Below are 24,566 nucleotides of genomic sequence, written 5' to 3'. Positions count from 1 at the left end.
AAACATTCTGTCACCATCAAGGGCGGTTTCGGACCAACCCGTGGCCACGACAGGCCGCAAAACTGAACTTTTGCCCGCTTTGCCACCCCCATTGCGCATGATCGACCTCCACGACCTGAGCCCGGCGCCGCTGCCGCGCAGCAGGGGCTGATGCCGTGGCACGCCGGCGCGCCACGTCCAGCTGGGTCAAGGCCTTCAACCGCAACCTGCGCGCGATGGCGCGCGCGGCCCGACAACTGCCCCGCGCGCCCCGGGTGGCGCGGGCCAAGGCAGCGCGCGGCGTGGCCACCGGCCCGGGCGACTGGCTGCCCGGCCTGGCCCTGGGGCCCGGCGGCGCGCGGCGCTACCGGCTCTACCGCCCGCCCGACCTGCCTCCCCACGGGCGGGTGCCGCTGCTGGTGATGCTGCACGGCTGCGGCCAGGACAGCGCGGGCTTCGCGGCCAGCACGCGCATGAACGCCCTGGCGCGCCGCGAAGGTTTTCTGGTGCTCTACCCCGAGCAGGACCGCCTGGCCCACCCGCAGCGCTGCTGGAACTGGTACGACACGCGCAGCGGCCGCGCCCAGGCCGAAGCCTCGCTCATCCTCGCGGCGATCGACCAGGTCGTCCTGTTGCATGCGGCGGACCCCGCGCGCATCGCGCTGGCCGGCCTCTCGGCCGGCGCGGGCATGGCGGCGCTGCTCGCCACGCGCGAGCCCACGCGCTTCCGGGCCGTGGTGATGCACTCGGGCGTGGCACCCGGGGTGGCCGAATCCACCGCCACCGCGCTCGCCGCCATGCGCGGGCGCCGCCTGCCAGCGCCGGGCGAAGCGCCCGCCGACCCCACGGCCGAGCGCTGGCCACCGCTGCTGGTCATCCAGGGCGGCAGCGACGCCATGGTCTCGCCCCGCAATGGCGCGGCCGTCGCGCGGCTGTGGGCCGCGCAACTCGGCGCCACCGCCGGTGCACCCCGCGAACTGCGGCGCGGCCAGCGGCACCCGATGACGGTGACCGATTTCAAGCAACGCGGCCACGCCCTGGTCAGCCTGGTGGAGGTGCCCCGGCTGGGCCATGCGTGGAGCGGCGGCACGGCCAGCCAGCCCTACAGCGACGCCCGGGGGCCCGATGCCTCGCGCATGGCCTGGGCTTTCGTCTCGCGCCAGTTCCGGCGGATGCCCGGCACGGAAACGCCCGCGAAACCTGCCACACTGGACCGATGACGAAACACACCCGCACCGCCCCCAGGGCCGTCGCCAAGGCCCCGGCCCCCGCCACCGCCCCCGTGCTGGTGGACCCGCTGTTTCTGGCCGCGCCCCAGGTCTCCACCTTCGTGGGCACCCAGCCGCTGACCAACGCCAGCGGCTTCTTCTTCGAGCGCGACACGCGCCTGTACCTCGTCACCAGCCGCCACGTGCTGATCGACGAAGCCACCGACCACCGGCCCGACCGCATCGAGATCGGCCTGCACATGGACGCGGTCAACCTCACGGTCTCCACCGGCTTCTCGGTACCCTTGTACGTGGACGGCCTCGCCGTCTGGCACCAGGGCGAGGACAGCGGTGGTGAGATCGACGTGGCGGTGATCGAACTCGACCGCAGCGCCTTCCCCGCCGAGGCCGTGGTGCGCGCCTTCACACCAGCCCACCTGCAGACCGCCTTTGACGCCGTGCCCGCCGACACCTCGCTGATGGTGGTGGGTTTTCCGCTCGGCTTCCACGACGTGGTGCACCACCTGCCGGTGCTGCGCCACGCGGCCATCGCCTCGCCCTTCGGCATCCGCTTCCAGGCCCAGGGCTTCTTCCTGACCGACGCGCGCACCCACCGGGGCACCAGCGGCGCGGCCGTGGTCATGCGCGACACCCAGCCCACACCCGCCACCGCCGCCCTGCCCTGGAAACTGCTGGGCGTGCACTCCTCGCGCATGGACATGGGCAACCGCGACCTCGTGCTCGACGAGTCGCTGGGCCTGAACTGCGCCTGGTACGCCGACATCCTGCTCACCCTGACCGAACCCGCCACCGCCGAATGAACCCGCAGCCTCCTGTCCGCCCCGCCGTCCTCGCCAGCCCCGACTACCCCTTCTCCCCGATCACGGCGCCCATCAAGCTCGACCAGAACGAATCCTTCGCCGACTTCCCCGACGAACTCAAGGACCTCGCGCTCGAGCGCCTGCGCCAGCTGCCCTGGCACCGCTACACCGACCTCAACGCCGAGGCCCTGTGCGAAGCCATGGCACGGCACGAAAACTGGTCTCCCGAGGGCACCGTCGTCACCACCGGCAGCAACGTGCTGATCGCCCTGCTGATCCAGCTCAGCGCACTGGGCGGCGGGCGCGTCGTCACCGTCAAACCCAACTTCGCGCTCTACGGCCTGGACGCGGGACTGCTTGGCGCCACCCTCACCGAGGTGCCGCTGCGCGACGACACCTCGATCGACATCGATGCCGTGATCGCCGCCCTGGGCACCTCCCCCGGCCCCGCGCCGCAGGGCGTGATCTACCTGCCGCGCCCGCACGCGCCCACCGGCTCGCTGTGTGCACTCGACGAACTGGAGCGGCTCGCGCAGGCCAGCAGCAACGGCTGGCTGCTGGTGATCGACGAGGCCTACCACCACTTCACCGAGCACGATGCGCGCGAGCTCGCGCGCCGGCACCCGCACGTGGTGGTGCTGCGCACGCTCTCCAAAGCCTGGGGCCTGGCCGGCCTGCGCATGGGCTACGCGCTCGCGTCCGACGGCGTGGCACGCCAGCTGCGCAAGCTGGTGCCGCCGTTTGGCGTGTCGGTGCTGCAGACGGTGTGCGCGCAGGTGGCGCTGGAGCACCCCGGCTACGTGAAGGAACGCGTGGCGCAAACCCTGCGCGAACGCGAGCGCCTGTTCACCGCCTTGCAAGGCCACCCGAGCTGGCGGCCCCTGCCCTCGCACGCCAACTTCCTGCTCGTGCGCACACCCGACGCAGCCCAAGCCCACGCGCAACTGCTCGCGGGCGGCGTGCTGGTGCGACGGCAGGACCGACTGCACGGCCTGCAAGGCTGCTTCCGGGTGACGGTGGGCACGCCGGAGGAGAACGATGCGTTCCTGCGGGCAGCCGGCCTCCCATCGCCACACACGGCACGTCCTCAATACACGACATGAACACCCCCATGGCCGGCGAAAGTGATCTCGACCAATTGCTGCAACACATGGCGCCCGTCGTCTGCCCGGGCACCTTCGTCTATTGCACCTTCCCCGATGCCTCGTTGCCCAGCGGACTCGAACCGGTGTCCACCATCCATGAGGTCGAGGGCCTGACAGCCATCGTGCCCAAAGCGCAGGCCGTGGCGCTGGGCATTGACTTCCAATTCGAGTCCGCGCTGATCACCTTGTCCGTGCATTCCTCTTTGTCTGCCGTGGGTTTCCTGGCGCGCATCTGTGGCGTGCTGGCGGCCACCTCCATTCCCTGCAACGTGCTCTCGGGCTTCTATCACGACCACCTGCTGGTGCCGGTCGACAAGCTGCCCGAAACACTCAGGGCGCTGAGCTCGTTCCACAGGTAGACGCAGGCAGGCGGCCAGGCGAACGCCCGCCGCACGGTGATGCCGATGCGGCGGTCCACCTCGTGCAGCGTCACCGGCACGCGCACCAGCGCACCGCTCTCCAGGTCTTCCTGCACCTGCAGCGGCGACATCAGCGCGATGTGGTCGCTCTTCATCAGCAGCGCCCGCACCAGGGACGGGCTGTTGGCGTGGAACGAGGCCTCGGGCAAGGGCACACCCGCAGCGCGGAACGCGCGCTCGAAGGCGGCGTGGGCTGGCGTGTTCTCCAGCGGCGCGATCCAGGCCAGGCTGCGCAACTGGCGCAACGCGAGCCGGCGGCGCGCCGAAGCCAGTGCATGGCCCGGACGCACGACCGCGATCAGCGACTCCTGGAACAGCTCGCGCTCCTCCAGCTCGGGCGCCACGAGCTCGCCGCGCAAGGGGCCGAGGATCATGTCGAGGTCGCCGGTCTTGAGCTGCCGGGCCATGGCCTCGTAGGTGCCGTCGCTCACGGTCACCACCACTTTCGGCATGCGCTGCAGCAGCCCGGCCAGGGCCTGGGGTGCCAATGAGGTGCTGGCCATGGGCAGCACGCCCAGGTGCAGCCGGCCCGAGGCCTCGCCCCGGTAGGCGGACATCTGCTCTTCCAGCACGCGCAGGATGCTGAGCACGCGCTTGAGTGGCCCCAGCACGCGCTGGCCGTCGCGCGTGAGGCGCAGGCCGCGCTGGGTGCGTTGCATCAGGGGCCGGCCGTAGGCCCGGTGCAGCGACCGCAGCTGCTGGCTGACCGCTGGCTGCGACAGACCCAGCGAACGCGCGGCCAGCGTTTCGTTGGCAAGCTCGGCGCAGGCAACGAAGCAGCGCAGCATGGGTACCGTGAGCACGCGAAACAGACTCTCCACCTGCCGCTGCGCCGACGACACGCCGTCGGTCACGCTGAGCATCAGCTCGGCGCGCACGGCCACGCAGCCGCGCACCACGGCCAGACCGGGTGTGGTGCACACCATGCCCCGGGTGCCGCGCTCGAACAGGCCCACCTGCAAGGCCTGTTCGGCCTGCTGGATGGTGCGCGACACCGTCGAGGTCGATACGTGCAGAAGCAGCGCGGCCGCAGCGGCGCTGCCACCTTCGTGGGTGGCTTCGACGGTGCGCAGCGCGCGCAAGCGGGTTCGTGTGTCGTCCTGTCGGTCCATGCTGTCATAAGCAGATTGCAATCCTGGACAAGCATATTGCAGTTGCGGCCAGCAACGCCAACCGGGACACTGGACGGCGTTCCTACCCGTTCTCCTATAAACAGAATCTCATGACCTCTTCTGCACCCCGGATCACCCGCCGCCAGCTCGTGCTGGCCACCGCCGCCGGCCTGGCCGTCGGCCGCGCACAGGCACAGGCGCAACTCCCGAAGACCATCAAGCTGGTGGTGCCGTTTCCGCCCGGGGGTTCCACCGACATCCTCGGCCGCGCGATCGGCGCGCGCCTGGCCACGCAACTGGGCATCACGGTGGTGATCGAGAACAAGGGCGGTGCCGCCGGTTCGGTGGGCGCGGGCGAGGTCGCGCGCATGGCACCGGACGGCGCCACGATCATGATGGGCCACATCGGCACGCTGGCGATCAACCCCTCCATTTACCCCAAGCTGCCCTACGACCCGGTCAAGAGCTTCGCCCCGCTGGCGCTCGTGGCCCGCGTGCCCAACGTGCTGGTGGTCAACGAGAAGTTTCCGGCCACCGACTTCAAGGCCTTCATCGCCAAGGCCAAGGCCGAGCCGGGGCGGCTCAACTACTCGTCGGGCGGCAATGGCAGCGCGGCCCACATCACCTTCGAGTACCTCAAGCAGGAAGCGGGCATCTTCATGCCGCACATCCCCTACCGGGGTGCCGCCCCGGCGGTGAGCGACGTGCTGGGCGGCCAGGTGGAGGCGATCTTCACCGGCTCGCCGGCCCTGATCGCGCACATCCGCAGCGGCCGGCTGCGGCCGCTGGCCGTGTCCAGCCCGCAGCGCATGCCCGCCCTGCCCGACGTGCCGACCGTGGCCGAGAGCGGCTACCCCGGCTTCGATGCCGACCAGTGGTACGGCATCGTCGCCCCGGCCGGTATGCCCGCGCCGCTGGTCGCGCTCTACAACAGCGAGATCAACAAGGCCCTCACCTCGCCCGAGGTGGCGCGCGCCCTGGCGATCGAAGGCGCCGTGCCCACGCCCACCACGCCGCAGGCCTTCTCGCAGCTGATCGCCCGCGAGATTCCCCGCTGGGCGAAAGTGATCCAGCGCGGCAACGTGAAAGCGGACTGACCATGACCACCTCCACCCGGCGCGACTTCCTCCTGTGGGGTGCGGTGAGTTCCACCGCGCTCGCCTTCGGCTCGGCCTGGTCCCAGGGCGCGAGCAACCTGGGCACGGCCCCGCTGCCCGCCCAGGGCTGGCGGCGGTTCTCGCTCGGCTCGGCCGAGGTGATCGCGCTCAACGACGGCGTGGTGCGCCGCCCGCTGGGCGAGGAGTTCGTGCGCAACGCGCCGCTGGAGCAAGTGAAGGCCGTGCTGGCTTCGCAGCAGTTGCCCACCGAGTACATCGACGTGCCGTACAACGCCTTCCTGCTGGTCGTGGGTGGCAAGCGCTGCCTGATCGACACCGGCTTCGCCGACAACGGGCCACCCAACACCGGCCGCCTGCTGGAGAACCTGCGCGGCGCCGGTCTGGGCCCGGCCGACATCGATGTGGTGCTGCTGAGCCACCTGCACGGCGACCACGTGAGCGGCCTGCGCCGAAAGGACGGCAGCCTGGTGTTCCCCAACGCCACCGTGTGGGTGCCCACACCGGAGTTCGACTTCTGGATGGATGCGAAGCGGCTGGAAGCGGCGCCGCCGGCGGCCAAGGCGGGTTTCGTGAACGCGCGGCGCGTGCTGGACGGCTACCCGGCCGACAGGCTGCAACGCTTCACGCCCGGCGACCGGCTGCTGGGCGCGGTGGACAGCATCGCCGCGTACGGCCATTCACCTGGGCACACGCTGTTCTCGCTGCGCGGTTCGAGCGCGAGCTTCACCTACCTGGCCGATGCGGCGCACTACCCCGCGCTGTTCACCCGCAACCCGGACTGGCAGGTGCAGTTCGACATGGACCCCGAACGGGCCCGCGCCTCGCGCCGCGCCGCCCTGGCGCGCGCGGCGGCCGAGCAGGGCATCGTGGGCGGCTACCACTTCCCGTTCCCCGCCTTCGGCCGCATCCAGGCGGAAGGCAATGGCTACGCCTTCGCGTCGGCGTAGCCTGCGGCGGGTGGATGGCAGACGGGATGGTCTGGCGTCAGGGCTTCAATGCGGCCAAGCCATTTTTGAGGACAGTGACGCAATGCCCATCAACTTTGAAGTTTTTGCCGGATTGAAGAGCTTTTTCCACACGGCGCAACAAATCCGTCAGCATCACTTCTTGCGTCTCGATGGGCTGCCGCCGGATGTAATGCACAAATGCTTCGAGTAGCAAGCGGGCGCGAGTTGTATCAGACACCCTGAAGATGCTCTGCTCGATCATGTCCTCAAAAGGTGGCTTGAATTGACGCAAAGCATCAAAGAATGCGTCTGTGAGTTCTTTATAGGTCCACGCAGGCTCTGTGACAAACATCCAATGCAAGCTGCGTTCGCGATCTCTCAATTCGAATGGAGAAATAAGCCGAATGCAGGCATTCACCACCGTCGACCTGAGCGTTGCATCGCACTCGTCAATGCGCTGGAAGATGGCTTTAAAAACCAACTCACTTTCGGGAACGTGTTCCTTGAGGGGAAGGATTTTTAGAAGTTTGAATACAACCTCATACTCCTTATCACTCAATTTCCGCGAGACCGTCAACAAGAAAGAAAGCACTCTCAACTTGTCGTTCGACCGCCCCTTCATATCCTTTAAGGCCCGCATGACCAGCAAGCAATCAAAATTGTCGGGAGGATTTCCCTCAATGGAACCGTAACCAGGTTGAAATTCACGGATGACGATCGCCAAGACTCTCAAAAAGGTCGCCGCATATTCAGAACCATTCGTTGGTTCGCTTTTGTTACCCACTCCCATGGCGCCCGACAAGCAATGCCAGACAAGGGCCGTTCTCGCCGGCACACCGTGCGCACATACAAACACATGCAGCGCTTGGACAAGCTTCTCAACCTTTTCTTCGCTGGGACGGCTCGCGACCAGCGTCGCCAGCGTGCAGAGCTCCTTGGGATTCGACAAGACCTTCTCTTGCTGACATCGCATGAGCAGAATTCCCAGGGGAGCATGCTGGTGGGCATCCCGCAATGCCTGGATGCGGTCGAGCACCTCCGCGAACTGGGTCGACAGTTGATTCCGCCCCAAATCCTCGATGTACCGACACAGCTCAGACGCGTTGTCTCGCATCGTTCGCACCCGGTGAAGAAGGCCTGCTTGAAGATCCGAAGACCTCACATCCAGCACCAACTTTTTGTGCACATGCCGGTCGGTGTAGTGTGTGGCCACGAGTCCCATCAGCAGCCGCCGCGTAAGTAGCTCATTCTGCGGCTGTTCCGGCACCGGGTCTGGCTGCGCTTCATCTTGAGGCGCGCCCTGCACGTTCTCTGGATAAGCACTGGGGTCATTGATATCCACATACTGAGCCCAATAACCGCTCGGATCGTTGATATCGAAATAGGTGCCGGAATTCGTTAACTGGATTGACATAAAGCTCCACGAAGAACAGAGGTTGATGCTCTCCAGGGACATCCCCTGGAGAGCCTGTACTCAGTGGTTGCAGCCCACGCGGGGTTCGGCCCCCCGCAGCAGGGCGCTCAGCCCTTGGCCACCTCGTGGTTGGCCATCAGCTCCAGCGCCTTCACCAGGGCGGAGTGATCCAGTTCGGCCATGCCGTTCGCGGCGCAGGCGCCCATGAGCTGCGCGGCGCTGGCCGTCTGCGGCAGGCCCACGCCGAGTTCCTTCGCACCCTGCAGCGCGAGATTCAGGTCCTTCTGGTGCAGCTTGATGCGGAAGCCCGGGTTGAACGTGCGCTTGATCATGCGCTCGCCATGCACTTCCAGGATGCGGCTGGCGGCGAAACCGCCCATGAGCGCCTGGCGCACCTTGGCCGGGTCGGCGCCGGCCTTGCTGGCGAACACCAGGGCCTCGCTCACGGCCGCGATGTTGAGCGCCACGATGATCTGGTTGGCCACCTTGGTGGTCTGGCCATCACCGTTGCCGCCCACCAGCGTGATGTTCTTGCCCATCAGCTCCAGCAGCGGGCGCACGCGCTCGAACACCGCCTCGTCGCCACCGCACATGATGGTGAGCGAGCCGGCCTTGGCGCCGACCTCGCCGCCGGAGACCGGGGCGTCGATGTAGTCGCAGCCGAGTGCGTTGATCTTCTTCGCGAATTCTTTCGTGGCCATGGGCGAGATCGAGCTCATGTCGACCACGACCTTGCCTTTGCTGAGGCCTTGCGCCACGCCGCTCTCGCCGAACAGCACGGTCTCCACATCGGGCGTGTCCGGCACCATGGTGAAGATCACCTCGGCCTCTTTCGCCACGGCGGCGGCGTTGTCGCAGCGCACGCCACCGGCGGCCTGAATGGCTTCAGGCACCTGGCTGCGCGTGTGGACGTACAGCGAGTGGCCGGCGTTGACGAGGTGCAGGGCCATGGGCGTGCCCATGATGCCCAGGCCGATGAATCCGATCTTCATGAGGGGCTCTTTCTGGCGATAGGTGGAGAAAAGGGGTCAGTAGCCGTCGGGCGTGGCCTTGGGCTGCGAGGCGCGCAGCGTCGAGAGCACCTGCTGCGAGCCAGCGGCCATGAGGCGCGCGTCCGAGCTGATGGTGACGAACTGGAAGCCCATGGCGATGCGGCGCGCGGCCGCTTCGGGCGAACCGTTGTGGATGCCGGCCACCAGCCCGTGCGCCTTGGCGCGCGCAAGGATGTGCTCCACGGCAGCGGCGGCCTTGGGGTCGAGGTCGTCGAAAGTCGGGTTGCAGCCCAGGGCGAGCGAGAGATCGGACGGGCCGATGTAGATCGCGTCCAGCCCCGGCGTGGAGAGGATCTCTTCCAGGTTGTCCAGCGCTTGCGCGGTCTCGATCATGGCGAAGGTGACGATGGTGTCGTTCGCGTGCTTCGGGTAGTCGGCACCGCCGTAGAGCAGCGCGCGCACCGGGCCGAAGCTGCGCGTGCCGCGCGGCGCGTAGTGGGTGTACGCCACCAGCTTCTCGGCGTCGGCGCGGCTGTTGACCATGGGGCAGATGACGGCGTAGGCGCCGGCATCCAGGGTCTTCATGAGGATGCCGGGCTCCAGCCAGGGCACGCGCACCATCGGCACGGTGTCGGTGGTGGAGATGGCCTGCAGCATGGTCACCATGGCCTGGTAGTCCACCACGCCGTGCTGCAGGTCGATGGTGAGCGAGTCCCAGCCCTGGTGCGCCATGGTCTCGGCGGAAAAGCTGTTGGGAATGGCCAGCCAGCCGTTGGCCACGGCGCCGCCACGGGCCCAGATTTCACGCAGACGGTTGGGTCTCATCGGGTTCCTTCTTTTTTTCAAATGGGACGGGGAATTGTCAGCGGTCCAGCGCGGGGCGCTTGGGATCGAAGCGCCAGTTCGGGATCAGGAACTGCATGGCGATCGCGTCATCGCGCGCGCCCAGGCCGTGCTCCATGTAGAGCCGGTGCGCCTTCTCCACTTCGGCCATGTCGAGCTCGACGCCCAGGCCGGGTTTCTTCGGCACCTGCACGTGGCCACCCACGATCTGCAGCGGCTCCTTGGTGAGGCGCTGGCCGTCCTGCCAGATCCAGTGCGTGTCGATCGCGGTGACCTTGCCGGGCGCAGCCGCGCCCACGTGGGTGAACATTGCAAGCGAGACGTCGAAATGGTTGTTGGAGTGCGAGCCCCAGGTCAGACCCCAGTCGCGGCAGGTCTGCGCCACGCGCACGCTGCCGGCCATGGTCCAGAAATGGGGGTCGGCCAGCGGGATGTCGACCGATTGCAGCGAGAGCGCATGCACCATCTGGCGCCAGTCGGTGGCGATCATGTTGGTGGCCGTGGGCAGGCCGGTGGCGCGGCGGAACTCGGCCATCACCTCACGGCCCGAGAAGCCCTCTTCCGCGCCGCAGGGGTCTTCGGCGTAGGCGACCACGCCGCGCATGCGCTGGCCCAGGCGGATCGCGTCTTTCAGCAGCCAGCCACCGTTGGGGTCGAGGGTGACGCGGGCGTCCGGAAAGCGCTCGTGCAGCGCGGTCACGGCATCGACCTCCTCGTCGCCACGCAGCACGCCGCCCTTGAGCTTGAAGTCGTTGAAGCCGTAGCGCTCGCGCGCGGCCTCGGCCAGGCGCACCACGGCCTCGGGTGTCATGGCGGTCTCGTGCCGCAGCCGGCACCAGGCGTTGTCGGCGTCGGGTTCGCTGGCGTAAGGCAGGTTGGTTTTCGTGCGGTCGCCGATGAAGAACAGATACCCCAGCATCTCCACCGCGTCGCGCTGCTGGCCTTCGCCGAGCAACGCGGCCACGGGCACCTCCAGGTGCTGGCCCAGCAGGTCCAGTAGGGCCGACTCCACCGCCGTCACGGCGTGGATGGTGGTGCGCAGGTCGAAGGTCTGCAGCCCGCGCCCGCCCGCGTCGCGGTCGGCAAAGCGGGTCTGCAGTTGGCGAAGCACCTCCTGGTGGGCCCCCAATGTCTGGCCCACCACCAGCTCGCGCGCGTCCTCCAGCGTCTGGCGGATCTTCTCGCCACCGGGCACCTCACCCACGCCGGTGCGCCCCGCGCTGTCGGTGAGGATGAGCAGGTTGCGCGTGAAGAACGGCGCGTGCGCGCCGCTCAGGTTGAGCAGCATGCCGTCGCGGCCCGCGACGGGAATGACGCGCAGTTCGGTGACGCGGGGGGTGGTGGATGCGGTGGTCGGCATGAAGGGGTCAAAAGAAGGTGTCCGGAGGGCGATGTCTCTTCAAGAGACACCGAGGAACCGGCTTCGCCGGGCCTCTGGTGTCGCCCCCTGGAAGGGGGTCGCGCAAAGCGCGGCGGGGGTCAGTCAGCTTTGATGTTGCGGGTCTCGATCAGTTTTTTCCAGCGCGCGAATTCGCTGGCCTGGAAGGCGGTGAACTGCTCGGGCGTGTTGGCCACGATCTCGAAACCCAGTTCCAGCAGCTTGGGCTTGATGGCGGGGTCGTTGAGCGCGTCCTTGATGGCGGCCTGCAGCTTGTTCTTCAGGTCGGCCGGCATGCCCTTGGGGCCGGAGACGGCCTGCCAGGAGTACACGTTGGCGTCCTTGATGCCGAGTTCCTGCAGCGTGGGCACATCGGGCAACAGGGGCGAGCGCTGGGCGCTGGTGATGGAGAGCGCGCGCAGCTTGCCGGCCTTGATCTGCGGCATGGCGGTGTTGATGTTCATGAAGGACGAGTCCACCTGGTTGCCCAGCAGGTCGGTCATCACGGGGCCGCCACCTTTGTAGGGCACGTGCACGCCGGTGGTGTTGGTCTGCTGCCAGTAGAGCTCGGCGGTGAGGTGGTCGCTGCTGCCATTGCCTGAGGAGGCGAAGGTCATCTTGCCGGGGTTGGCTTTCTGGAACGCCATGACGTCGGCCATGCTCTTGTGCGGCGAGGCGGCGGGCACGACGAGCACGTTGGGCGCCTGCACGGCGACGGTGATGTAGTCCATCTCCTTGGTGGCGTCGTAGGAGACCTTGGTGAGGTGGGGCGCGATCACGTAGGGGCCGAGGGAGGCGACGAGCAGGGTGTGGCCGTCGGGTGCGGAGCGCACGACCTGCGCGGCGCCGATGGTGCCGGTGGCGCCGGCCTTGTTGTCGACCACGAAGGTGCCGCCGAATTTTTCCTGCAGTTTGGGTTGCAGGGTGCGGGCGATCAGGTCGGTGGAGCCGCCGGGGGGGAAGGGCACGATGATGGTGACGGGCTTTTCCGGCCAGGCCATGGCGGCGGTCAGGGTCATGGACGCGCCGAGCGCGCACAGCAGCTTCTTCATGTGTCTTGTCTCCTGTCGTTGAAATCGTGTGACGAAGGGCTCCATTTGGTACCGGTACCAAATGCAGGTGATGCGGATGGTACCGGTACCAAATAGGGGCGTCAAACGGTTTTTTTGGTTGAGCTTTTGGGCGGGGTGGGTTGAGAGGCACCTCGCGGGCGCGGGAGCGGCCGGCGCTCTGCTCCGCGGGTGTCCCCCGCCCCGGCTTCGCCGGGGCTCCTCCTTTACCCCGCTGCGCAGAGCGCCGACCACTCCCGCGCCAGAAGCGATGCAGGCGCCCCACGCGACTGACCGCACAGGTGCCAACGAGGTCGTCGAGGGTGGGGGTGGCCGGCGCAGCGAAGTAAAGGGGGAGAACCGGCGCAGCCGGTTCGGAGGACATGAGCGGAGCCGGCCACCCCCACCCTCGACGACCGGATCAGCCGGAGAAAGAACTCAGGTGGTTTCCCGCTCGACGATGGAAAACCCCACATCCACCACCCGCTGGGCCACCTCCCGCCCCTCGGCCCGGTCGATCAGACACCGCCCCGCCATGCGCCCGATGTCCGCGCCGTTGATGTGCACCGTGCTCAGTGCCGGCACCATGTCCGCCACGAAAGGCACGTCGCCGAAACCCACGATGGCCAGACGGCCCGGGATGTCGATGCCGCGCACCCGCGCCTCCGTCACCACCCCTGAAGCCAGCAGGTCCGAACTGCAGAACACCGCGTCCACCTCGGGCTCGATCTCCAACAGGCGGGCCAATGCATCCCGCCCACTCTTGATCGTGCGCGAAGCCCCCACGTCCACCACCTCCACCTTCGCCTCGGCCAGCCCGCTGCGCGCCACCTCGGCCGCAAACGCCTTGGCACGCCGGTCCGCGCGCTCGTCGTCCGCGCGGATCATCGCCAGGCGCCGCCGTCCCTTGCCGATCAGGAACTTCGCCACCTCGCGGCCGATGTCGGCGTGCGAGAAACCCACCAACATGTCGATCGGCGCCGGCGTCAGGTCCCAGGTCTCCACCACCGGAATGCCCGACGCCAGCAGGCGCGTGCGGCCCTTGCCCGAGTGCAGCACACCGGTGAGAAAGATGCCATCCGGCCGGCGGCCGATGATGGCCTCCAGCAGCGACTCCTCGCGGCTGGCCGAGTAGCTCGACTGGCCCAGCATCAGCTGGTAACCCGCATCGAACAAGGTGCCATTGAGCGACTCGATGGTCTCCATGAACACCGACATCACCGTGCTGGGCACCACCGCCGCGATCAGCCGGCTGCGCGAGGACGCCAGTCCGCCCGCCATGCGGTTGGGCACGTAACCCGTCTTCTGCACCGCGTCCAGCACCTTCTTGCGAACGTCCACCGACACCTGCTCCGGCGTGTTGAGCACGCGCGAGGCGGTGATGGGCGCCACGCCCGCGAGCCTGGCCACGTCGCGCAGGGTGATGGCCCCGCTGCCACGGCGCGAACGCCGGGTGTTGTCGGTTTCTTTCATTTGCGGCTTAAAATGGTACCGGTACCAAATTGATCACATCGTAGCCTCAAACGGCCAGCGATGCGCGCTGAATCATAGGAGATGCGCATGCCCGAAACCCTGGCTTCCCCCCCGGCCGCAGCGCCGCTGACCATCCGCATGCACGCCGCCGACAACGTGGCGATCGTGGCCAACGACGGCGGCCTGCCGGCCGGCACCGCCCTGCCCGGCGGTGCCGTGGTGCTGCGCGACCGGGTGCCGCAAGGGCACAAGGTGGCGCTGGTGGATCTGGCGCGCGGCGCGGCGGTGCTGCGCTACGGCGTGCCCATCGGCCATGCGCTGGACCCCATCCCGGCCGGCAGCTGGGTGCACGAGCGCCTGCTGCAGATGCCCGAGGCGCGCGGCCTGGAGAACCTGCCCATGGCCACGGTAAAGCCCGAGCCACAGCCCCCGCTGGAGGGCTACACCTTCGAGGGTTACCGAAACCCGGACGGCTCGGTCGGCACGCGCAACATCCTGGCGATCACGCAGACGGTGCAGTGCGTGGCCGGCGTCACCGACTTCGCAGTGAAGCGCATCAAGGCCGAGCTGCTGCCCAAGTACCCGCACGTGGACGATGTGGTCGCGCTGGAACACGGCTACGGCTGCGGCGTGGCCATCGACGCGCCCGACGCGGTCATTCCCATCCGCACGCTGCGCCACATCAGCCTGAACCCCAACTTCGGCGGCGAGGTGATGGTGGTCAGCCTGGGCTGCGAGAAGCTGCAGCCCGAGCGCCTGTTTCCCTCGGACGCGATCCCGATCCAGAACGCCCGTGGAACCGGCTTCGCCGGGCCACAGGGTGTGCCCCCCCTCCCAGGGGGGGAGCCGCGCAGCGGCGCGGGGGGGTTAGACACCGTTTGCCTGCAGGACGACGCGCACGTGGGCTTCATGTCCATGGTCGAGTCCATCCTGCGCCAGGCCGAAGAACACCTGAAGCGCCTGAACGCGCGCCAGCGCGTGACCGTGCCGGCCAGCGAACTCGTGGTGGGCGTGCAGTGCGGCGGCAGCGACGCGTTTTCCGGCGTCACGGCCAACCCGGCGGTGGGCTTCTGCACCGACCTGCTGGTGCGTGCCGGCGCGAGCGTGATGTTCTCCGAGACCACCGAGGTGCGCGACGGCATCGCCCAGCTCACCGCGCGCGCCACCACGCCCGAGGTGGCCCAGGCCATGGTGCGCGAGATGGCCTGGTACGACGCCTACCTGAAACGCGGCAGCGTGGACCGCAGCGCCAACACCACGCCGGGCAACAAGAAAGGCGGCCTGTCCAACATCGTGGAGAAGGCCATGGGCTCGATCGTGAAGTCGGGCAGCGCGCCGATCAGCAACGTGCTCTCACCCGGCGAGAAGCTCAAGGCCAAAGGCCTGACCTACGCCGCCACGCCCGCGAGCGACTTCATCTGCGGCACGCTGCAGCTGGCCGCGGGCATGAACCTGCACGTGTTCACCACCGGGCGCGGCACGCCTTACGGGCTGGCACCGGTGCCGGTGATCAAGGTCGCCACCCGCAGCGACCTGGCGCGGCGCTGGCACGACCTGATGGACCTCAACGCCGGCACGATCGCCGACGGCACGGCCAGCATCGAGGACGTGGGCTGGGCGCTGTTCCACCTCATGCTCGACGTGGCCAGCGGCCGCCGGCAGACCTGGGCCGAGCGCTGGAAGCTGCACAACGCGCTGGTGCTGTTCAACCCGGCGCCGGTGACTTGACTCAAGAGCGGACCGCGCGTCAAAGGGTCTTGATGACTCGTACGCAGCGGGCACTGAACGAAGAGCCCTTGGGTTCCGATCGCTGACTCGACGTGCCACCTGTCGCGAATTGGTGTTGGATACTTTGCGTCACGGGCTGTGCCAGTGATTCGGTGGAACTCCAATGCCATGTGACCGGACCCGTCAGCGTGCCGTTGGTGTCGACCAGGTTGGTCTGCATGTTGGGTTGGCCCGGCGTGCAGCCAGCGGCAGCCGAACTCATCTCGCAAATGGCGGGCAAGTACCAGGGGTTCTGGCCATTGCTAGGTAGTGCAGTGCAGGCGCCCGCCGCGTAGTCGGCGCGCGAGACGGAAAGGGCATCGTAGATGGTCACGATGGCCTGTGTGTTGGCCATTCCATCGTTCAGGCTGGCTGCATTGATCAGCGCTGACGTGGTGCTCCAGGGGAGGGCCGAAGCCAGGTCATTCAGCGCCGCAACCTTGCCACCCACGCTGGTGGCATTGGACGTGGTGTCATCCAGCGCGAACACATAACCATTTTGAAAAACGCTGCCGTAGTCCAGTACATGCAACGCGGTCGTCGAAAGGTTGGTGTTGACGCCACCCACGTTCATTGTGATGGGCGTCGGGTTGGTGATGCCTGGCGCCGCCGTCGCCGAGGCGCCGGGCGTGATGGTGATCTGGCAGGAGGCACCAGGAGCCAGCGTACTGCAACTCGACACCGTGTTGACAGCCACTGGCGTTGCTGGCGTCAAGGAGTAAATGACGGACAACGCAGGCGCTGAGCCAGTGTTGGTCACCGTGACAATGCGCGCCTTGCCCGATACCGCGAGGGCCAGCTCAGGAACGCTCAGGCTGATCGTCGTTGAAGGGGCGGGCCCCGTGGGCGCGCCAGCCCCTCCCCCGCTTCCGCCACAAGCCGCCAACAGCACAGCGGAACACAAGGACATCCAACGGGCGGCAGAAAGGTGATGCAACATGATGAACACTCAACAAAATGTCAATGCGTTGAACATACCATTCGTTACAACTCGCCTGCACACCATGCCCGCCGCCGTTCACAACAAAGTCACAAAAGAGGTTCGAAGCATGTTGCACCAGCCCCACGGATCATGGCGAAGGGCCCAGGGCCTGACGGCGGGTCTGCTGCTCGCATTCGGCCTGGTCGGCTGCAAAAGCCTGCCGCGGGTGGTGCCGGATCTGGACCGGCGCCCGCCGCCCGTTCGCCTCGAAGGCTCCCAAGGCCCGCTGTCGGCCGAGCGCAGCCGCGCCATCCTGGAGCGCCTGCGCGCGGGTGGCCAGGGCAGCGACGTGCTCTCGCGGCACCTCGCGCTGGAAGAGGCCATCGTCGGCAGCCCGTTGACCGCCGGCAACAAGGTCGATCTGCTGGAGGACGGCCCGGCCACCTACAAGGCCATGCTCGCGGCCATCGACACGGCCAAGGACCACATCCACCTGGAGACCTACATCCTCGACGACGACGAGGTGGGGCAGCAGTTCGCGGCCGCGCTGATGGCCAAACAGTTGCAGGGCGTACAGGTGCACCTGATCCACGACAGCGTGGGCACCCTCGGCACACCCGACGAGTTCTTCAAGCGCCTGGCCGATACCGGCATCAAGGTCGTCGAGTTCAATCCGATCAATCCCGCGCAGGCGCGCAAGGAATGGGAACTCAATGAGCGCGACCACCGCAAACTGCTGATCGTGGATGGCCGCATCGCCTTCCTGGGCGGCATCAACATCAGCGGCGTGTACTCCAGCGGCTCCCTGTCGATGGGGTCGGGCAGCAGCGGCAAGACGGATGGGAAAAAGAGCGACATCGACGGCATCCCCTGGCGCGACACGCATGTGCAGCTGCAGGGCCCGGTGGTGGCGGAGTTCCAGAAACTGTTCCTGGAGGCCTGGGCGGCACAGAAGGGCGAGCCCATGGTCGCGCGCAACTACTACCCCACCCCGGTGCGCGCCGGCTCGGACGTGGTGCGCGCCATCGGCAGCTCACCCAAGGACAGCTACAGCGCGATCTACGCCACGCTGCTCTCCGCCATTGGCAGCGCGGAAACCACCGTGTACCTCACCAATGCCTACTTCGCGCCCGACCCGCAACTGCTGACGGCACTGGAAGACGCGGCGCGGCGCGGTGTGGACGTGAAGCTCATCCTGCCGGGCAAGACCGACTCGTGGCTGATCTTCCACGCCGGGCGCAACTACTACACGCAGCTGCTCAAGGCCGGCGTGAAGATCTACGAGCGCCAGGGCGTGATCCTGCACGCCAAGACGGGGTCGGTCGATGGCGTGTGGTCCACCATCGGATCCACCAACCTGGACTGGCGCAGCTTCCTGCACAACTACGAACTCAACGCCGTGGTGCTGGGCGCGGAATTCAACGCCCAGTTGCAGAAGCTGTTCGACGCCGATCTCGCGGCGTCGAAACAGGTCACGCTCGAAGAATGGAAGCGGCGCGGCCTGAACCTGCGCTTCAAGGAATTCTTCGCGCGGATGTGGGAGTACTGGCTCTGACCTGAACCTTAGCGCGACGGCAGCGGGGCCGTTGGTGGCAGCGGCGCGGGCGTCGGGTTCATCGAAGGCGGTGGCGAGAGCGACGGTGGTGGGGACATGGGCGCCGGCTGCAGCGGCGGCGACAACACGGGCGCCTGGGGCGGCGGCGGTGGTGGTGGGGGCACCGGCAGGGTCTCCTGCGTCACCAACTCGCGAATGGTGCCGCCGCCCTGAACGGAGCCGGACACCGAGCCTTCGCCGCGCGCCATGCGCTCGCAGATCGTGCGTTGTTCGCCGGTGTGCCGCTGGCAGCGTTGCAGCGCGTTGCGTTCAAGGTCTTGCGGCGACGTGCCGCCCCGGATGCCGGAGCGCAGGGCCTGCGCGCGGTGCGCGCCCGCATCGCGCAGGCAGCTGGTGCGGTCCTGCGTGGGGCTGAGGGCCTGGCAGGCGGCGCGATCGCGCTGGTAGGCGGCTTCGATCGCGGCCTTGTCGGGGCCGGCGGCCCAGGCCGCAGGCAGGCAGACGGCGAGTGCCGCTGCGGCCACCCAGCCGCGGGGGTGGTGACAAATGGATGCAAACATGGTGTGAACCTCCTGAGAGCGAGGCGGCGCGGGGGGCACCGCCCCTGGATTCACCATGCTAGGAAGGGGTAGCGGAAGCGTCTGTAGGCCCAGTCCGACCCAGGCCTCGGACATTCACTCCCAATGCAGTTCGATCAGCTTCCACTCGCTGCCGTCCAGCCGCCATTGCAGCTGGACGGCATAGGGTTCGGCGCGCTCGGGAATGAGCCCCTGCGCGCCCGTCACCACCACCTTGGCGTCGGTGTGGCCCACCTGCGAACTGCCACTGTCGATGCGGCTGCTGCGTGTGACGGCGATGATCTTGATGTTGGCATAGCGCATGAACATGAGCGCCATCGTGCGCTTGGCCCACTCGCGGTCCATGCCCTCGCCCGCCTGGAAACTCGGGTGCAGCTGGTCCATCACGGCCCCGGTCTTTTTCGCCTCCAGGCTGTCCTGCAGCTTCTGCACCGCCGCTTCGAGCGCGGCCTGAGGATCGGTCTTGCCGCAGCCCACCAGCAGGAGGGGCACCAGCAGCAAGGTCCAGACAAGTCGGCGGGCCAGCATCGAACATCCTTTCAGCGTTGAAGAAAAACGCGCGACCATAACATCGGTGCGCGACACCCGAACAAGAGCCCGCGCTGAGCGGGCTTTCTCACGCGACGCGCGCACGCCGTTGCCCGACTCACGTGAGTGCCATCCCATGGATCAACGGGACTACCATCGGTTGCCCTGTCAACTCACCGCGAATTCATTCCACCGCCCGGAGTCCCATGACCTTTGACACGCCCACCCTCGACCTCCTCGAACGTGTTCGCACCGCCGGCCGCAAGCCCTTCTCGGCCTGCACCGCGGTGGAGGCGCGTGCCTTCCCCACCCTGATGAAAAGCCTGTTCGGCGAGGGCCTGCCGGTGGCCCGGGTGCAAGACCTCGCCCTGCCCACGCCCGAGGGCCACCCGCTGCCCGCGCGCCTTTACGTGCCCGAAGCCTGCAACGGCGACCTGATCGTCTACTTCCATGGCGGCGGCTGGGTGCTGGGCTCGGTGGCCGACCACGACCCGTTCACCGCCACGCTGGCGGCCCGCACCCACGCGGCCGTGTTGTCGGTGGACTACCGCCTGGCCCCGGAGAGCCCCCACCCCGGCCCGGTGGACGACGCCATCGCCGCGTTGCTGCAAGGCGGCCAGGCCGGTGCGACCTGGCTGCGCCAACCCCTGCGGCGCCTGATCGCGATGGGCGACAGCGCCGGCGCCACCCTGGCCACCGTGGCCACACGGCGCCTGCGCGAGCTGCCCGGGGCGCGGCCGGTGGACTTGCAGGTGCTGGTGTACCCGGTGACCGACGCCGGCTTCGACACCGCCAGCTACCGCGACTTCGCGCAGGGCCACTTGCTGAGCGCGGACGACATGCGCTGGTTCTGGGACCACTACTGCCCCGACACGGCGGCGCGCCGCCACCCCGACGCCTCACCGCTGCAGGCCACCGACCTCGCCGGCTTGCCGCCCGCGCGCATCTTCACCGCCGAGTGCGACCCGCTGCGCGACGAGGGCGAAGCCTACGGCGAACGCCTGACGGCGGCGGGCGTGGACTGCGAAACCGTGCGCTGCCCGGGCCTGCTGCACGCCTTCCTCTCCATGATCCACGGTTCTCCGAACGCCGCCCGGGCCTTCGAGGGCATCGTGCAAAGCCTGGCGATGCAAGACGGCGAGCAGCGCGCCTGAAGCCGCTTTCTCAACCCTGGGGGGCAGCCGTCACCGGCAGGGTCCACCAGAAGGCCGCGCCCTCGCCGGGCGAGGACCACGCGCCAACCGTGCCGCCGTGCCGCTCCACCGCGCGCTTGACCACCGTGAGCCCCAGGCCCGTGCCGCCGGCCTGGCGCTCGTCCAGCCGGGAAAACGGCTTGAACAGCTCCCCGCTCTTGTCGGGATCGAAGCCCGGCCCGTTGTCCGCCACCGAGAAGCGCCAGAAACCGCCTTCCTCGCGGGCGTCGAGCGCGATGTGCAGGTCGCGCCGCTCGGCACCGAACTTCAGCGCATTGCCCAGCAGGTTCATCAGCACGTGGCGCATCAGGCCCGCATCGGCCTGCACCACCGGCAGGGGCGCGGCCTGCACCGCCTCGGGCGCCTGCGGGAACTGCACGGCCAGCGACTGCAGGCATTCGCGCAGCAGGGCCTGCATGTCCACCGCCTCGGGGCTGGGCGGCCCCTGGTCCACCTTGGCCAGCGTGAGCAGGTCGCTCACCATGTCGGTGGCGCGCCGCGCCTCGCGGCGGATCAGCTCCAGCGAGCGCTCCGCCCCGGCGGTGTTGCCCGCGCGGTAGTCCTCCAGCGCCAGATCGGCCAGGCCGGCGGTGTTGCGCAAGGGGCCACGCAGGTCGTGCGAGACCATGCCCGCGAACGAGCGCAGACCCTGGATGATCTCTTCGAGCTGGCGCGTGCGGCTGCGCACGATCTCTTCCAGCGAATCGGTGAGCTGCTGCAGGGCCTGCTCGGCCCGCACGCGCTCGCGCAGCTCGCGCGCGAGGATCAGCGAGTCGCGCTGCAGGATCAGGGTCATCACGAACACGTAGGCGATGCTCACCGGCAACGGCGTGACCTGGCGGAACTGCAGCAGGCTCATGTCGGAGAGCATGGCGACCACGAACAGCACGGGGTAGCCCAGGCACAACACGGCCAGCACCAGCTGCCCGCCCCAGCCGTCGCGCGTCCACAGCCAGGCCAGCCAGCAGGCGGTTGCCGTGAAGATGAGGGCGATCGCCGCCGGCCCGGCGAAGGCCCAACCGTCCATCAGGCCGCTCATCGCCACCACCAGCACCGGGGCGCCCACCAGCACGGCGGCGAACACGCGCGAGGGCGGTGTGCCACCCGGGGTGAAGCAGGCCTGCAGGCCCGCCAGCAGGGCGGCCAGGGCGCCCAGGCCCATCGCGGAGCCCACCGGGCCGGCGACCTCGCCCGAGATCCAGCCCAGCGCGTCCGCCGACACCAGCAGCCCCTGCGTGACCCCAAACACCAGCGCCGAACCCGCCAGCCATTTCACGTACGGCCATGAGCGGGCGCTGGCGTGCGCCAGAAAGGTCATGCCCAGCATCGCGATCAGGATGGCGGACAGGATGCGGATGTCGCTGAAGAAACTCAGGACCGGGTGGGTCACGACGGCCTCCTCCGTGATGCGCTTGGGCTCGGCAAGCTTGCGCCCAAGTCTGCCGGGCGCCATTTGCGCAGTGTAGGGCAGCCGACCCGACAGCGCGAGACCCCCATTCGGCGCCTCTCGGGCGGGATCAGCCGGTGCATGATGGTCAGGCTTCGGGGGTTGAAGGGAAGCAGGTGATCGCAGCGCCATGACCTCCCGCGTCATGGATTTCATGTCGCCCCTCCGTCACAGTGAAGCCAGTCCAAACAGAAAGGAGTTTCACATGTCAGACCTCAGCCAGCTCCCCCTCGCCGTCGGCCACATGATCGGCCTGGGCGCCCTCGGTTCCTGCATCGGCATCGGCGTGATGGCCAGCAAGTACCTGGAGGCCTCGGCCCGCCAGCCCGAGATGATGGAAGCCCTGCAGCCCAAGGTCTTCCTGCTCGCCGGCCTGCTGGACGGCGCCTTCATCATCTCGGTGGCGCTGGGCGTGTGGTTCGCCCTGGCAGCGCCGTTTGCCTGATGCGGCCCGCCCTGCCCGAGCGGCACGTGGTGGTGATCGGCGCGGGCGGCGGTGCCGGCGGCGCCGCCTTGCACGCCGCGCTGGGCGACGCCCGCTACGACCAGGTCACGGTGCTGACCACGCGGCGCTTTCTGCGCATGCCACCGCGCCTGGCCGATGCGGTGGTGACAGCAGACGACTGGGTCGCCGCGCTGCCCGTGGCGGGCCACGCCGTGATCGTGTTCGACACGGTGCGGCGAGCGCGCGAGCGGGTCTACTGGCCACCTGCGCGGGCCGACCTGGTGCCGCTGGCCACGGCGCTGCGCGCCCAGGGCGTTCGCACATTGGAGGTGGTGATCGCCGACAGCCCGGACCCGAGCCCGGCCGAGCGCCAGGCGCTGGCGTCCCTGGGCTGGGACCGGCTGGACATGCACGCGGCCTCGGTGGCCGCGCCGCCGCCCGCCCCCACTGGGCCCTGGCTCGAGCGGCTGGCGCTGTGGCTGATCCGCACCCTCGTGGCCACGCTGCTCATGGCGCAGACCGCGTACGGCCGCCGCCCACCGCGGTGAGCGGCGCGCGGGCCCTGATCTCTACGCCGGCACCGCTTCCTTCGCGATGTGTTCATCGATCACGCGCCGCGCCTGCACGCCGCCCGCGTCGATGTTGAGCTTGAGCAGCTTGCGCTGCGCGAAGGCGTCCAGGTTCTGCTGCTGGCGCTCCAGCACTTCGAGGTCTTCCGAGAAGATGCCGTGCTGCCCGGCGCGGATGCGGTCGGTCAGCGCCGCGTCCTGCGGCCGGAAGCGGCGCGCCATGCCCCAGAAATACCACATGGAGCCATCGACCTCGGGCGTGATGAAGTCGGTGACCACGCTGTAGACCTTCTTGTCGTCGGGCGCGTCGTAGCCGCCCTGGCCGGCCAGGGCCACGCCGACCTCGATCAGCACATGGCTGGGCGGCGAGAAGCGGCACACCTGCCAGCGGTCCACCCTGGGGTTGCCCTCCACGCCGATGGCGCGCAGCGCATCAAGCCAGAACGGTGGCGCCTCGATGTTCTCCATGAAGCGGCTGGTCACCACCGTGGTGCCCTCTCGGCGCGTGGTGCAAGGCGTCTCGTCGATCTCCTGCTGGCCGATGCTGGTCGAGTGCACGTAGGTCTCGTGCGTGAGGTCCATCAGGTTGTCGATCATCAGTCGGTAGTCGGCCTTGATGTGGAACAGGCCGCCGCCGTAGGCCCAGGCCGGGTTGTCGTGCCATTCGAGCACCGGAATGGTCGAGGGATCGGCCTGGTCGGCCTCGCCCGCCCAGACCCAGATGAAACCGTAACGCTCTTCCACCGCGAAGCGCTGGATGCGCGGGAACGCCGCCACGCGCTGGCCGGGCATCGAGCGGGTCACGCCGTCGCCGCCCATGACCAAGCCGTGGTAGCCGCACACCAGCTCACCCTTGCACACGCGGCCCAGCGACAGCGCCGCGCCCCGGTGCGGGCAGAAATCCTCCACCGCCTGCACGCGGCCTTCCGCGTCGCGGAAAAAAGCCATGCGGGCGCCCAACAGGCGCCGGCCCAAGGGGGCATCGCCCACCTCCACCGAGGTGGCACCCACATACCAGGCATTGCGCATCCAGCTCATGTCGTCTCCTTCATTCAGTACACTGAATCAAATGGTAGCCCAAGCCGGGGCCGGTCGTCAACCGGGTTCAGGCGGGGGTTTTGCCGAGCAGCTTGTGCATCAGGCCCATGAGCACCTCGCGCTCACCGGCGTCCAGTGTGGCGAGGATGCGGTCGGCCAGCACGGCTTCGGACTGGAGCATCTCGTTGAGCACCCGCTGGCCCTCGGCCGTGAGCTCCAGCCGGCGCTGGCGCCGCGCGCCCAGCTCGCGCACGATCCAGCCGTCGCGCTCCAGGCGCACCGCGATCTCGGCCGTGGTGGAGGTGTCCAGCGCGATGGCCGCGGCCAGCGTGACCTGGTCGATGCCCGGGTGCTCCTGCAGCACGCGCAGCGCGGCGTACTGCAGCGGCGTGACGGCCCGCCCGAACACCGCGTTGAAGCACGACACCGAATGCTGGTGGGCGCGCCGGAACAGGTGGCCGGGCTCGTGCAGGCCCAGCATGGCTTGCGATGGGCCATCGGCGGCGGCAGAGGCCAGGGTGCGAGGGGTGCGGGACGAAGCGGGCATGGTGAAACAGGGGTGGAGCGGCCGGTCGGGTGGACGCACCGCCGATTGTCACTCCGACTGCGACCGCTCATTCCGCCGC

General features: G+C 68.3%; 24 protein-coding genes. 11 read left to right on the top strand and 13 right to left on the bottom strand.

The window, feature by feature from the left end; genetic code table 11:
- Positions 1-155 precede the first annotated feature (155 nt).
- The 4 genes from ACODTB_RS20315 to ACODTB_RS20300 are packed head-to-tail and all read left to right on the top strand — an operon-like array spanning position 156 to position 3,512.
- Entirely contained in the window at positions 156-1,199 is a 1,044-nt protein-coding gene (locus ACODTB_RS20315) for an extracellular catalytic domain type 1 short-chain-length polyhydroxyalkanoate depolymerase (RefSeq protein WP_291118140.1), read from the top strand.
- Positions 1,196-2,008 carry a trypsin-like peptidase domain-containing protein gene (locus tag ACODTB_RS20310; RefSeq protein WP_488929686.1) on the top strand — a complete coding sequence of 271 codons (813 nt, stop codon included), beginning with the start codon at positions 1,196-1,198 and terminating at the stop codon, positions 2,006-2,008. The genes ACODTB_RS20315 and ACODTB_RS20310 overlap by 4 nt, the downstream gene beginning before the upstream one ends.
- Positions 2,005-3,111 (top strand): pyridoxal phosphate-dependent aminotransferase, encoded by a 1,107-nt coding sequence (locus ACODTB_RS20305; protein WP_291118137.1) that lies wholly within the window; start codon positions 2,005-2,007, stop codon positions 3,109-3,111. Before ACODTB_RS20310 ends, ACODTB_RS20305 begins: the two co-directional genes overlap by 4 nt.
- Complete coding sequence (locus ACODTB_RS20300) at positions 3,108-3,512, top strand: ACT domain-containing protein (protein ID WP_291118134.1); 405 nt, start codon at positions 3,108-3,110, stop codon at positions 3,510-3,512. The genes ACODTB_RS20305 and ACODTB_RS20300 overlap by 4 nt, the downstream gene beginning before the upstream one ends.
- Here the strand turns inward: ACODTB_RS20300 and ACODTB_RS20295 are convergent.
- Complete coding sequence (locus ACODTB_RS20295; protein WP_291118131.1) at positions 3,440-4,684, bottom strand: LysR family transcriptional regulator; 1,245 nt, start codon at positions 4,682-4,684, stop codon at positions 3,440-3,442. The genes ACODTB_RS20300 and ACODTB_RS20295 overlap by 73 nt on opposite strands.
- Before the next feature lie 110 nt (positions 4,685-4,794).
- Between ACODTB_RS20295 and ACODTB_RS20290 the strand changes: the two genes are divergently transcribed.
- Both ACODTB_RS20290 and ACODTB_RS20285 read left to right on the top strand, forming a co-directional pair.
- Positions 4,795-5,781: a Bug family tripartite tricarboxylate transporter substrate binding protein gene (locus tag ACODTB_RS20290; protein WP_291118128.1), complete on the top strand. Its 987-nt coding sequence runs from the start codon at positions 4,795-4,797 to the stop codon at positions 5,779-5,781.
- Positions 5,782-5,783: 2 nt separating this feature from the next.
- A complete protein-coding gene (locus ACODTB_RS20285; RefSeq protein WP_291118125.1) occupies positions 5,784-6,749 on the top strand; it encodes an MBL fold metallo-hydrolase in 966 nt (321 codons plus the stop codon).
- A 37-nt stretch (positions 6,750-6,786) separates the two neighbouring features.
- On the opposite strand, the gene ACODTB_RS20280 is transcribed toward ACODTB_RS20285, so the two are convergent.
- The 6 genes from ACODTB_RS20280 to ACODTB_RS20255 all read right to left on the bottom strand — a co-directional run bounded on the left by ACODTB_RS20280 (position 6,787) and on the right by ACODTB_RS20255 (position 13,898).
- Positions 6,787-8,205 (bottom strand): hypothetical protein, encoded by a 1,419-nt coding sequence (locus ACODTB_RS20280; RefSeq protein ID WP_488929685.1) that lies wholly within the window; start codon positions 8,203-8,205, stop codon positions 6,787-6,789.
- 65 nt (positions 8,206-8,270) lie between these two features.
- Complete coding sequence (gene glxR, locus ACODTB_RS20275; RefSeq protein ID WP_291121711.1) at positions 8,271-9,155, bottom strand: 2-hydroxy-3-oxopropionate reductase; 885 nt, start codon at positions 9,153-9,155, stop codon at positions 8,271-8,273.
- Positions 9,156-9,191: 36 nt separating this feature from the next.
- Entirely contained in the window at positions 9,192-9,980 is a 789-nt protein-coding gene (locus tag ACODTB_RS20270; protein ID WP_291121710.1) for an HpcH/HpaI aldolase family protein, read from the bottom strand.
- 37 nt (positions 9,981-10,017) lie between these two features.
- Positions 10,018-11,358, bottom strand: coding sequence for a glucarate dehydratase (gene gudD / locus ACODTB_RS20265; RefSeq protein ID WP_291121709.1), 1,341 nt, complete (start codon positions 11,356-11,358; stop codon positions 10,018-10,020).
- A gap of 119 nt (positions 11,359-11,477) precedes the next feature.
- Complete coding sequence (locus ACODTB_RS20260; RefSeq protein ID WP_291121708.1) at positions 11,478-12,428, bottom strand: Bug family tripartite tricarboxylate transporter substrate binding protein; 951 nt, start codon at positions 12,426-12,428, stop codon at positions 11,478-11,480.
- A 435-nt stretch (positions 12,429-12,863) separates the two neighbouring features.
- Positions 12,864-13,898, bottom strand: coding sequence for a LacI family DNA-binding transcriptional regulator (locus ACODTB_RS20255; protein WP_291119630.1), 1,035 nt, complete (start codon positions 13,896-13,898; stop codon positions 12,864-12,866).
- 87 nt (positions 13,899-13,985) lie between these two features.
- On the opposite strand from ACODTB_RS20255, the gene garD reads away from it, so the two are divergent.
- The gene (gene garD, locus ACODTB_RS20250) at positions 13,986-15,626 is read left to right on the top strand and encodes a galactarate dehydratase (protein ID WP_291119633.1); all 1,641 of its coding nucleotides are present in this window, start codon (positions 13,986-13,988) and stop codon (positions 15,624-15,626) included.
- A gap of 19 nt (positions 15,627-15,645) precedes the next feature.
- On the opposite strand, the gene ACODTB_RS20245 is transcribed toward garD, so the two are convergent.
- Positions 15,646-16,605 (bottom strand): hypothetical protein, encoded by a 960-nt coding sequence (locus ACODTB_RS20245; protein ID WP_291119635.1) that lies wholly within the window; start codon positions 16,603-16,605, stop codon positions 15,646-15,648.
- A 109-nt stretch (positions 16,606-16,714) separates the two neighbouring features.
- Here ACODTB_RS20245 and cls point away from each other — a divergent pair, with 109 nt between their 5' ends.
- Positions 16,715-18,142, top strand: coding sequence for a cardiolipin synthase (gene cls / locus ACODTB_RS20240; RefSeq protein ID WP_291119637.1), 1,428 nt, complete (start codon positions 16,715-16,717; stop codon positions 18,140-18,142).
- 8 nt (positions 18,143-18,150) lie between these two features.
- On the opposite strand, the gene ACODTB_RS20235 is transcribed toward cls, so the two are convergent.
- Positions 18,151-18,702, bottom strand: coding sequence for a hypothetical protein (locus ACODTB_RS20235; RefSeq protein WP_291119640.1), 552 nt, complete (start codon positions 18,700-18,702; stop codon positions 18,151-18,153).
- 114 nt (positions 18,703-18,816) lie between these two features.
- Entirely contained in the window at positions 18,817-19,248 is a 432-nt protein-coding gene (locus tag ACODTB_RS20230; protein ID WP_291119643.1) for a hypothetical protein, read from the bottom strand.
- Positions 19,249-19,454: 206 nt separating this feature from the next.
- Between ACODTB_RS20230 and ACODTB_RS20225 the strand changes: the two genes are divergently transcribed.
- A complete protein-coding gene (locus tag ACODTB_RS20225) occupies positions 19,455-20,402 on the top strand; it encodes an alpha/beta hydrolase (protein ID WP_291119645.1) in 948 nt (315 codons plus the stop codon).
- A gap of 10 nt (positions 20,403-20,412) precedes the next feature.
- On the opposite strand, the gene ACODTB_RS20220 is transcribed toward ACODTB_RS20225, so the two are convergent.
- The gene (locus ACODTB_RS20220) at positions 20,413-21,831 is read right to left on the bottom strand and encodes a sensor histidine kinase (protein ID WP_291119647.1); all 1,419 of its coding nucleotides are present in this window, start codon (positions 21,829-21,831) and stop codon (positions 20,413-20,415) included.
- A gap of 262 nt (positions 21,832-22,093) precedes the next feature.
- Here ACODTB_RS20220 and atpE point away from each other — a divergent pair, with 262 nt between their 5' ends.
- Both atpE and ACODTB_RS20210 read left to right on the top strand, forming a co-directional pair.
- The gene (gene atpE / locus ACODTB_RS20215; protein ID WP_291119650.1) at positions 22,094-22,333 is read left to right on the top strand and encodes a F0F1 ATP synthase subunit C; all 240 of its coding nucleotides are present in this window, start codon (positions 22,094-22,096) and stop codon (positions 22,331-22,333) included.
- A complete protein-coding gene (locus tag ACODTB_RS20210; protein WP_291119652.1) occupies positions 22,333-22,881 on the top strand; it encodes a hypothetical protein in 549 nt (182 codons plus the stop codon). The genes atpE and ACODTB_RS20210 overlap by 1 nt, the downstream gene beginning before the upstream one ends.
- A gap of 21 nt (positions 22,882-22,902) precedes the next feature.
- On the opposite strand, the gene ACODTB_RS20205 is transcribed toward ACODTB_RS20210, so the two are convergent.
- Together ACODTB_RS20205 and ACODTB_RS20200 are read right to left on the bottom strand one after the other, a co-directional pair.
- Positions 22,903-23,940 carry a Rieske 2Fe-2S domain-containing protein gene (locus ACODTB_RS20205; protein ID WP_291119654.1) on the bottom strand — a complete coding sequence of 346 codons (1,038 nt, stop codon included), beginning with the start codon at positions 23,938-23,940 and terminating at the stop codon, positions 22,903-22,905.
- Positions 23,941-24,007: 67 nt separating this feature from the next.
- The gene (locus ACODTB_RS20200; RefSeq protein ID WP_291119784.1) at positions 24,008-24,421 is read right to left on the bottom strand and encodes a MarR family winged helix-turn-helix transcriptional regulator; all 414 of its coding nucleotides are present in this window, start codon (positions 24,419-24,421) and stop codon (positions 24,008-24,010) included.
- Between the last annotated feature and the right edge of the window lie 145 nt (positions 24,422-24,566).

This window comes from Hydrogenophaga sp. FG152, from assembly GCF_057809615.1.
Note: the sequence above shows the minus strand (reverse complement) of the source record. Positions and strands in the feature narration are given on the sequence as shown.

What these genes read in the sequence shown, in the direction of transcription:
- ACODTB_RS20200 (WP_291119784.1), bottom strand. Translation starts at nt 24,421, where the DNA reads ATGCTGGGCCTGCACGAGCCCGGCCACCTGTTCCGGCGCGCCCACCAG.
- ACODTB_RS20290 (WP_291118128.1), top strand. Translation starts at nt 4,795, where the DNA reads ATGACCTCTTCTGCACCCCGGATCACCCGCCGCCAGCTCGTGCTGGCC.
- ACODTB_RS20310 (WP_488929686.1), top strand. Translation starts at nt 1,196, where the DNA reads ATGACGAAACACACCCGCACCGCCCCCAGGGCCGTCGCCAAGGCCCCG.
- ACODTB_RS20255 (WP_291119630.1), bottom strand. Translation starts at nt 13,898, where the DNA reads ATGAAAGAAACCGACAACACCCGGCGTTCGCGCCGTGGCAGCGGGGCC.
- atpE (WP_291119650.1), top strand. Translation starts at nt 22,094, where the DNA reads ATGTCAGACCTCAGCCAGCTCCCCCTCGCCGTCGGCCACATGATCGGC.
- ACODTB_RS20285 (WP_291118125.1), top strand. Translation starts at nt 5,784, where the DNA reads ATGACCACCTCCACCCGGCGCGACTTCCTCCTGTGGGGTGCGGTGAGT.
- garD (WP_291119633.1), top strand. Translation starts at nt 13,986, where the DNA reads ATGCCCGAAACCCTGGCTTCCCCCCCGGCCGCAGCGCCGCTGACCATC.
- ACODTB_RS20300 (WP_291118134.1), top strand. Translation starts at nt 3,108, where the DNA reads ATGAACACCCCCATGGCCGGCGAAAGTGATCTCGACCAATTGCTGCAA.
- ACODTB_RS20270 (WP_291121710.1), bottom strand. Translation starts at nt 9,980, where the DNA reads ATGAGACCCAACCGTCTGCGTGAAATCTGGGCCCGTGGCGGCGCCGTG.
- glxR (WP_291121711.1), bottom strand. Translation starts at nt 9,155, where the DNA reads ATGAAGATCGGATTCATCGGCCTGGGCATCATGGGCACGCCCATGGCC.
- ACODTB_RS20210 (WP_291119652.1), top strand. Translation starts at nt 22,333, where the DNA reads ATGCGGCCCGCCCTGCCCGAGCGGCACGTGGTGGTGATCGGCGCGGGC.
- ACODTB_RS20295 (WP_291118131.1), bottom strand. Translation starts at nt 4,684, where the DNA reads ATGGACCGACAGGACGACACACGAACCCGCTTGCGCGCGCTGCGCACC.
- ACODTB_RS20230 (WP_291119643.1), bottom strand. Translation starts at nt 19,248, where the DNA reads ATGCTGGCCCGCCGACTTGTCTGGACCTTGCTGCTGGTGCCCCTCCTG.
- cls (WP_291119637.1), top strand. Translation starts at nt 16,715, where the DNA reads ATGTTGCACCAGCCCCACGGATCATGGCGAAGGGCCCAGGGCCTGACG.
- ACODTB_RS20245 (WP_291119635.1), bottom strand. Translation starts at nt 16,605, where the DNA reads ATGTTGCATCACCTTTCTGCCGCCCGTTGGATGTCCTTGTGTTCCGCT.
- ACODTB_RS20280 (WP_488929685.1), bottom strand. Translation starts at nt 8,205, where the DNA reads ATGTCCCTGGAGAGCATCAACCTCTGTTCTTCGTGGAGCTTTATGTCA.
- ACODTB_RS20225 (WP_291119645.1), top strand. Translation starts at nt 19,455, where the DNA reads ATGACCTTTGACACGCCCACCCTCGACCTCCTCGAACGTGTTCGCACC.
- ACODTB_RS20305 (WP_291118137.1), top strand. Translation starts at nt 2,005, where the DNA reads ATGAACCCGCAGCCTCCTGTCCGCCCCGCCGTCCTCGCCAGCCCCGAC.
- gudD (WP_291121709.1), bottom strand. Translation starts at nt 11,358, where the DNA reads ATGCCGACCACCGCATCCACCACCCCCCGCGTCACCGAACTGCGCGTC.
- ACODTB_RS20260 (WP_291121708.1), bottom strand. Translation starts at nt 12,428, where the DNA reads ATGAAGAAGCTGCTGTGCGCGCTCGGCGCGTCCATGACCCTGACCGCC.
- ACODTB_RS20235 (WP_291119640.1), bottom strand. Translation starts at nt 18,702, where the DNA reads ATGTTTGCATCCATTTGTCACCACCCCCGCGGCTGGGTGGCCGCAGCG.
- ACODTB_RS20205 (WP_291119654.1), bottom strand. Translation starts at nt 23,940, where the DNA reads ATGAGCTGGATGCGCAATGCCTGGTATGTGGGTGCCACCTCGGTGGAG.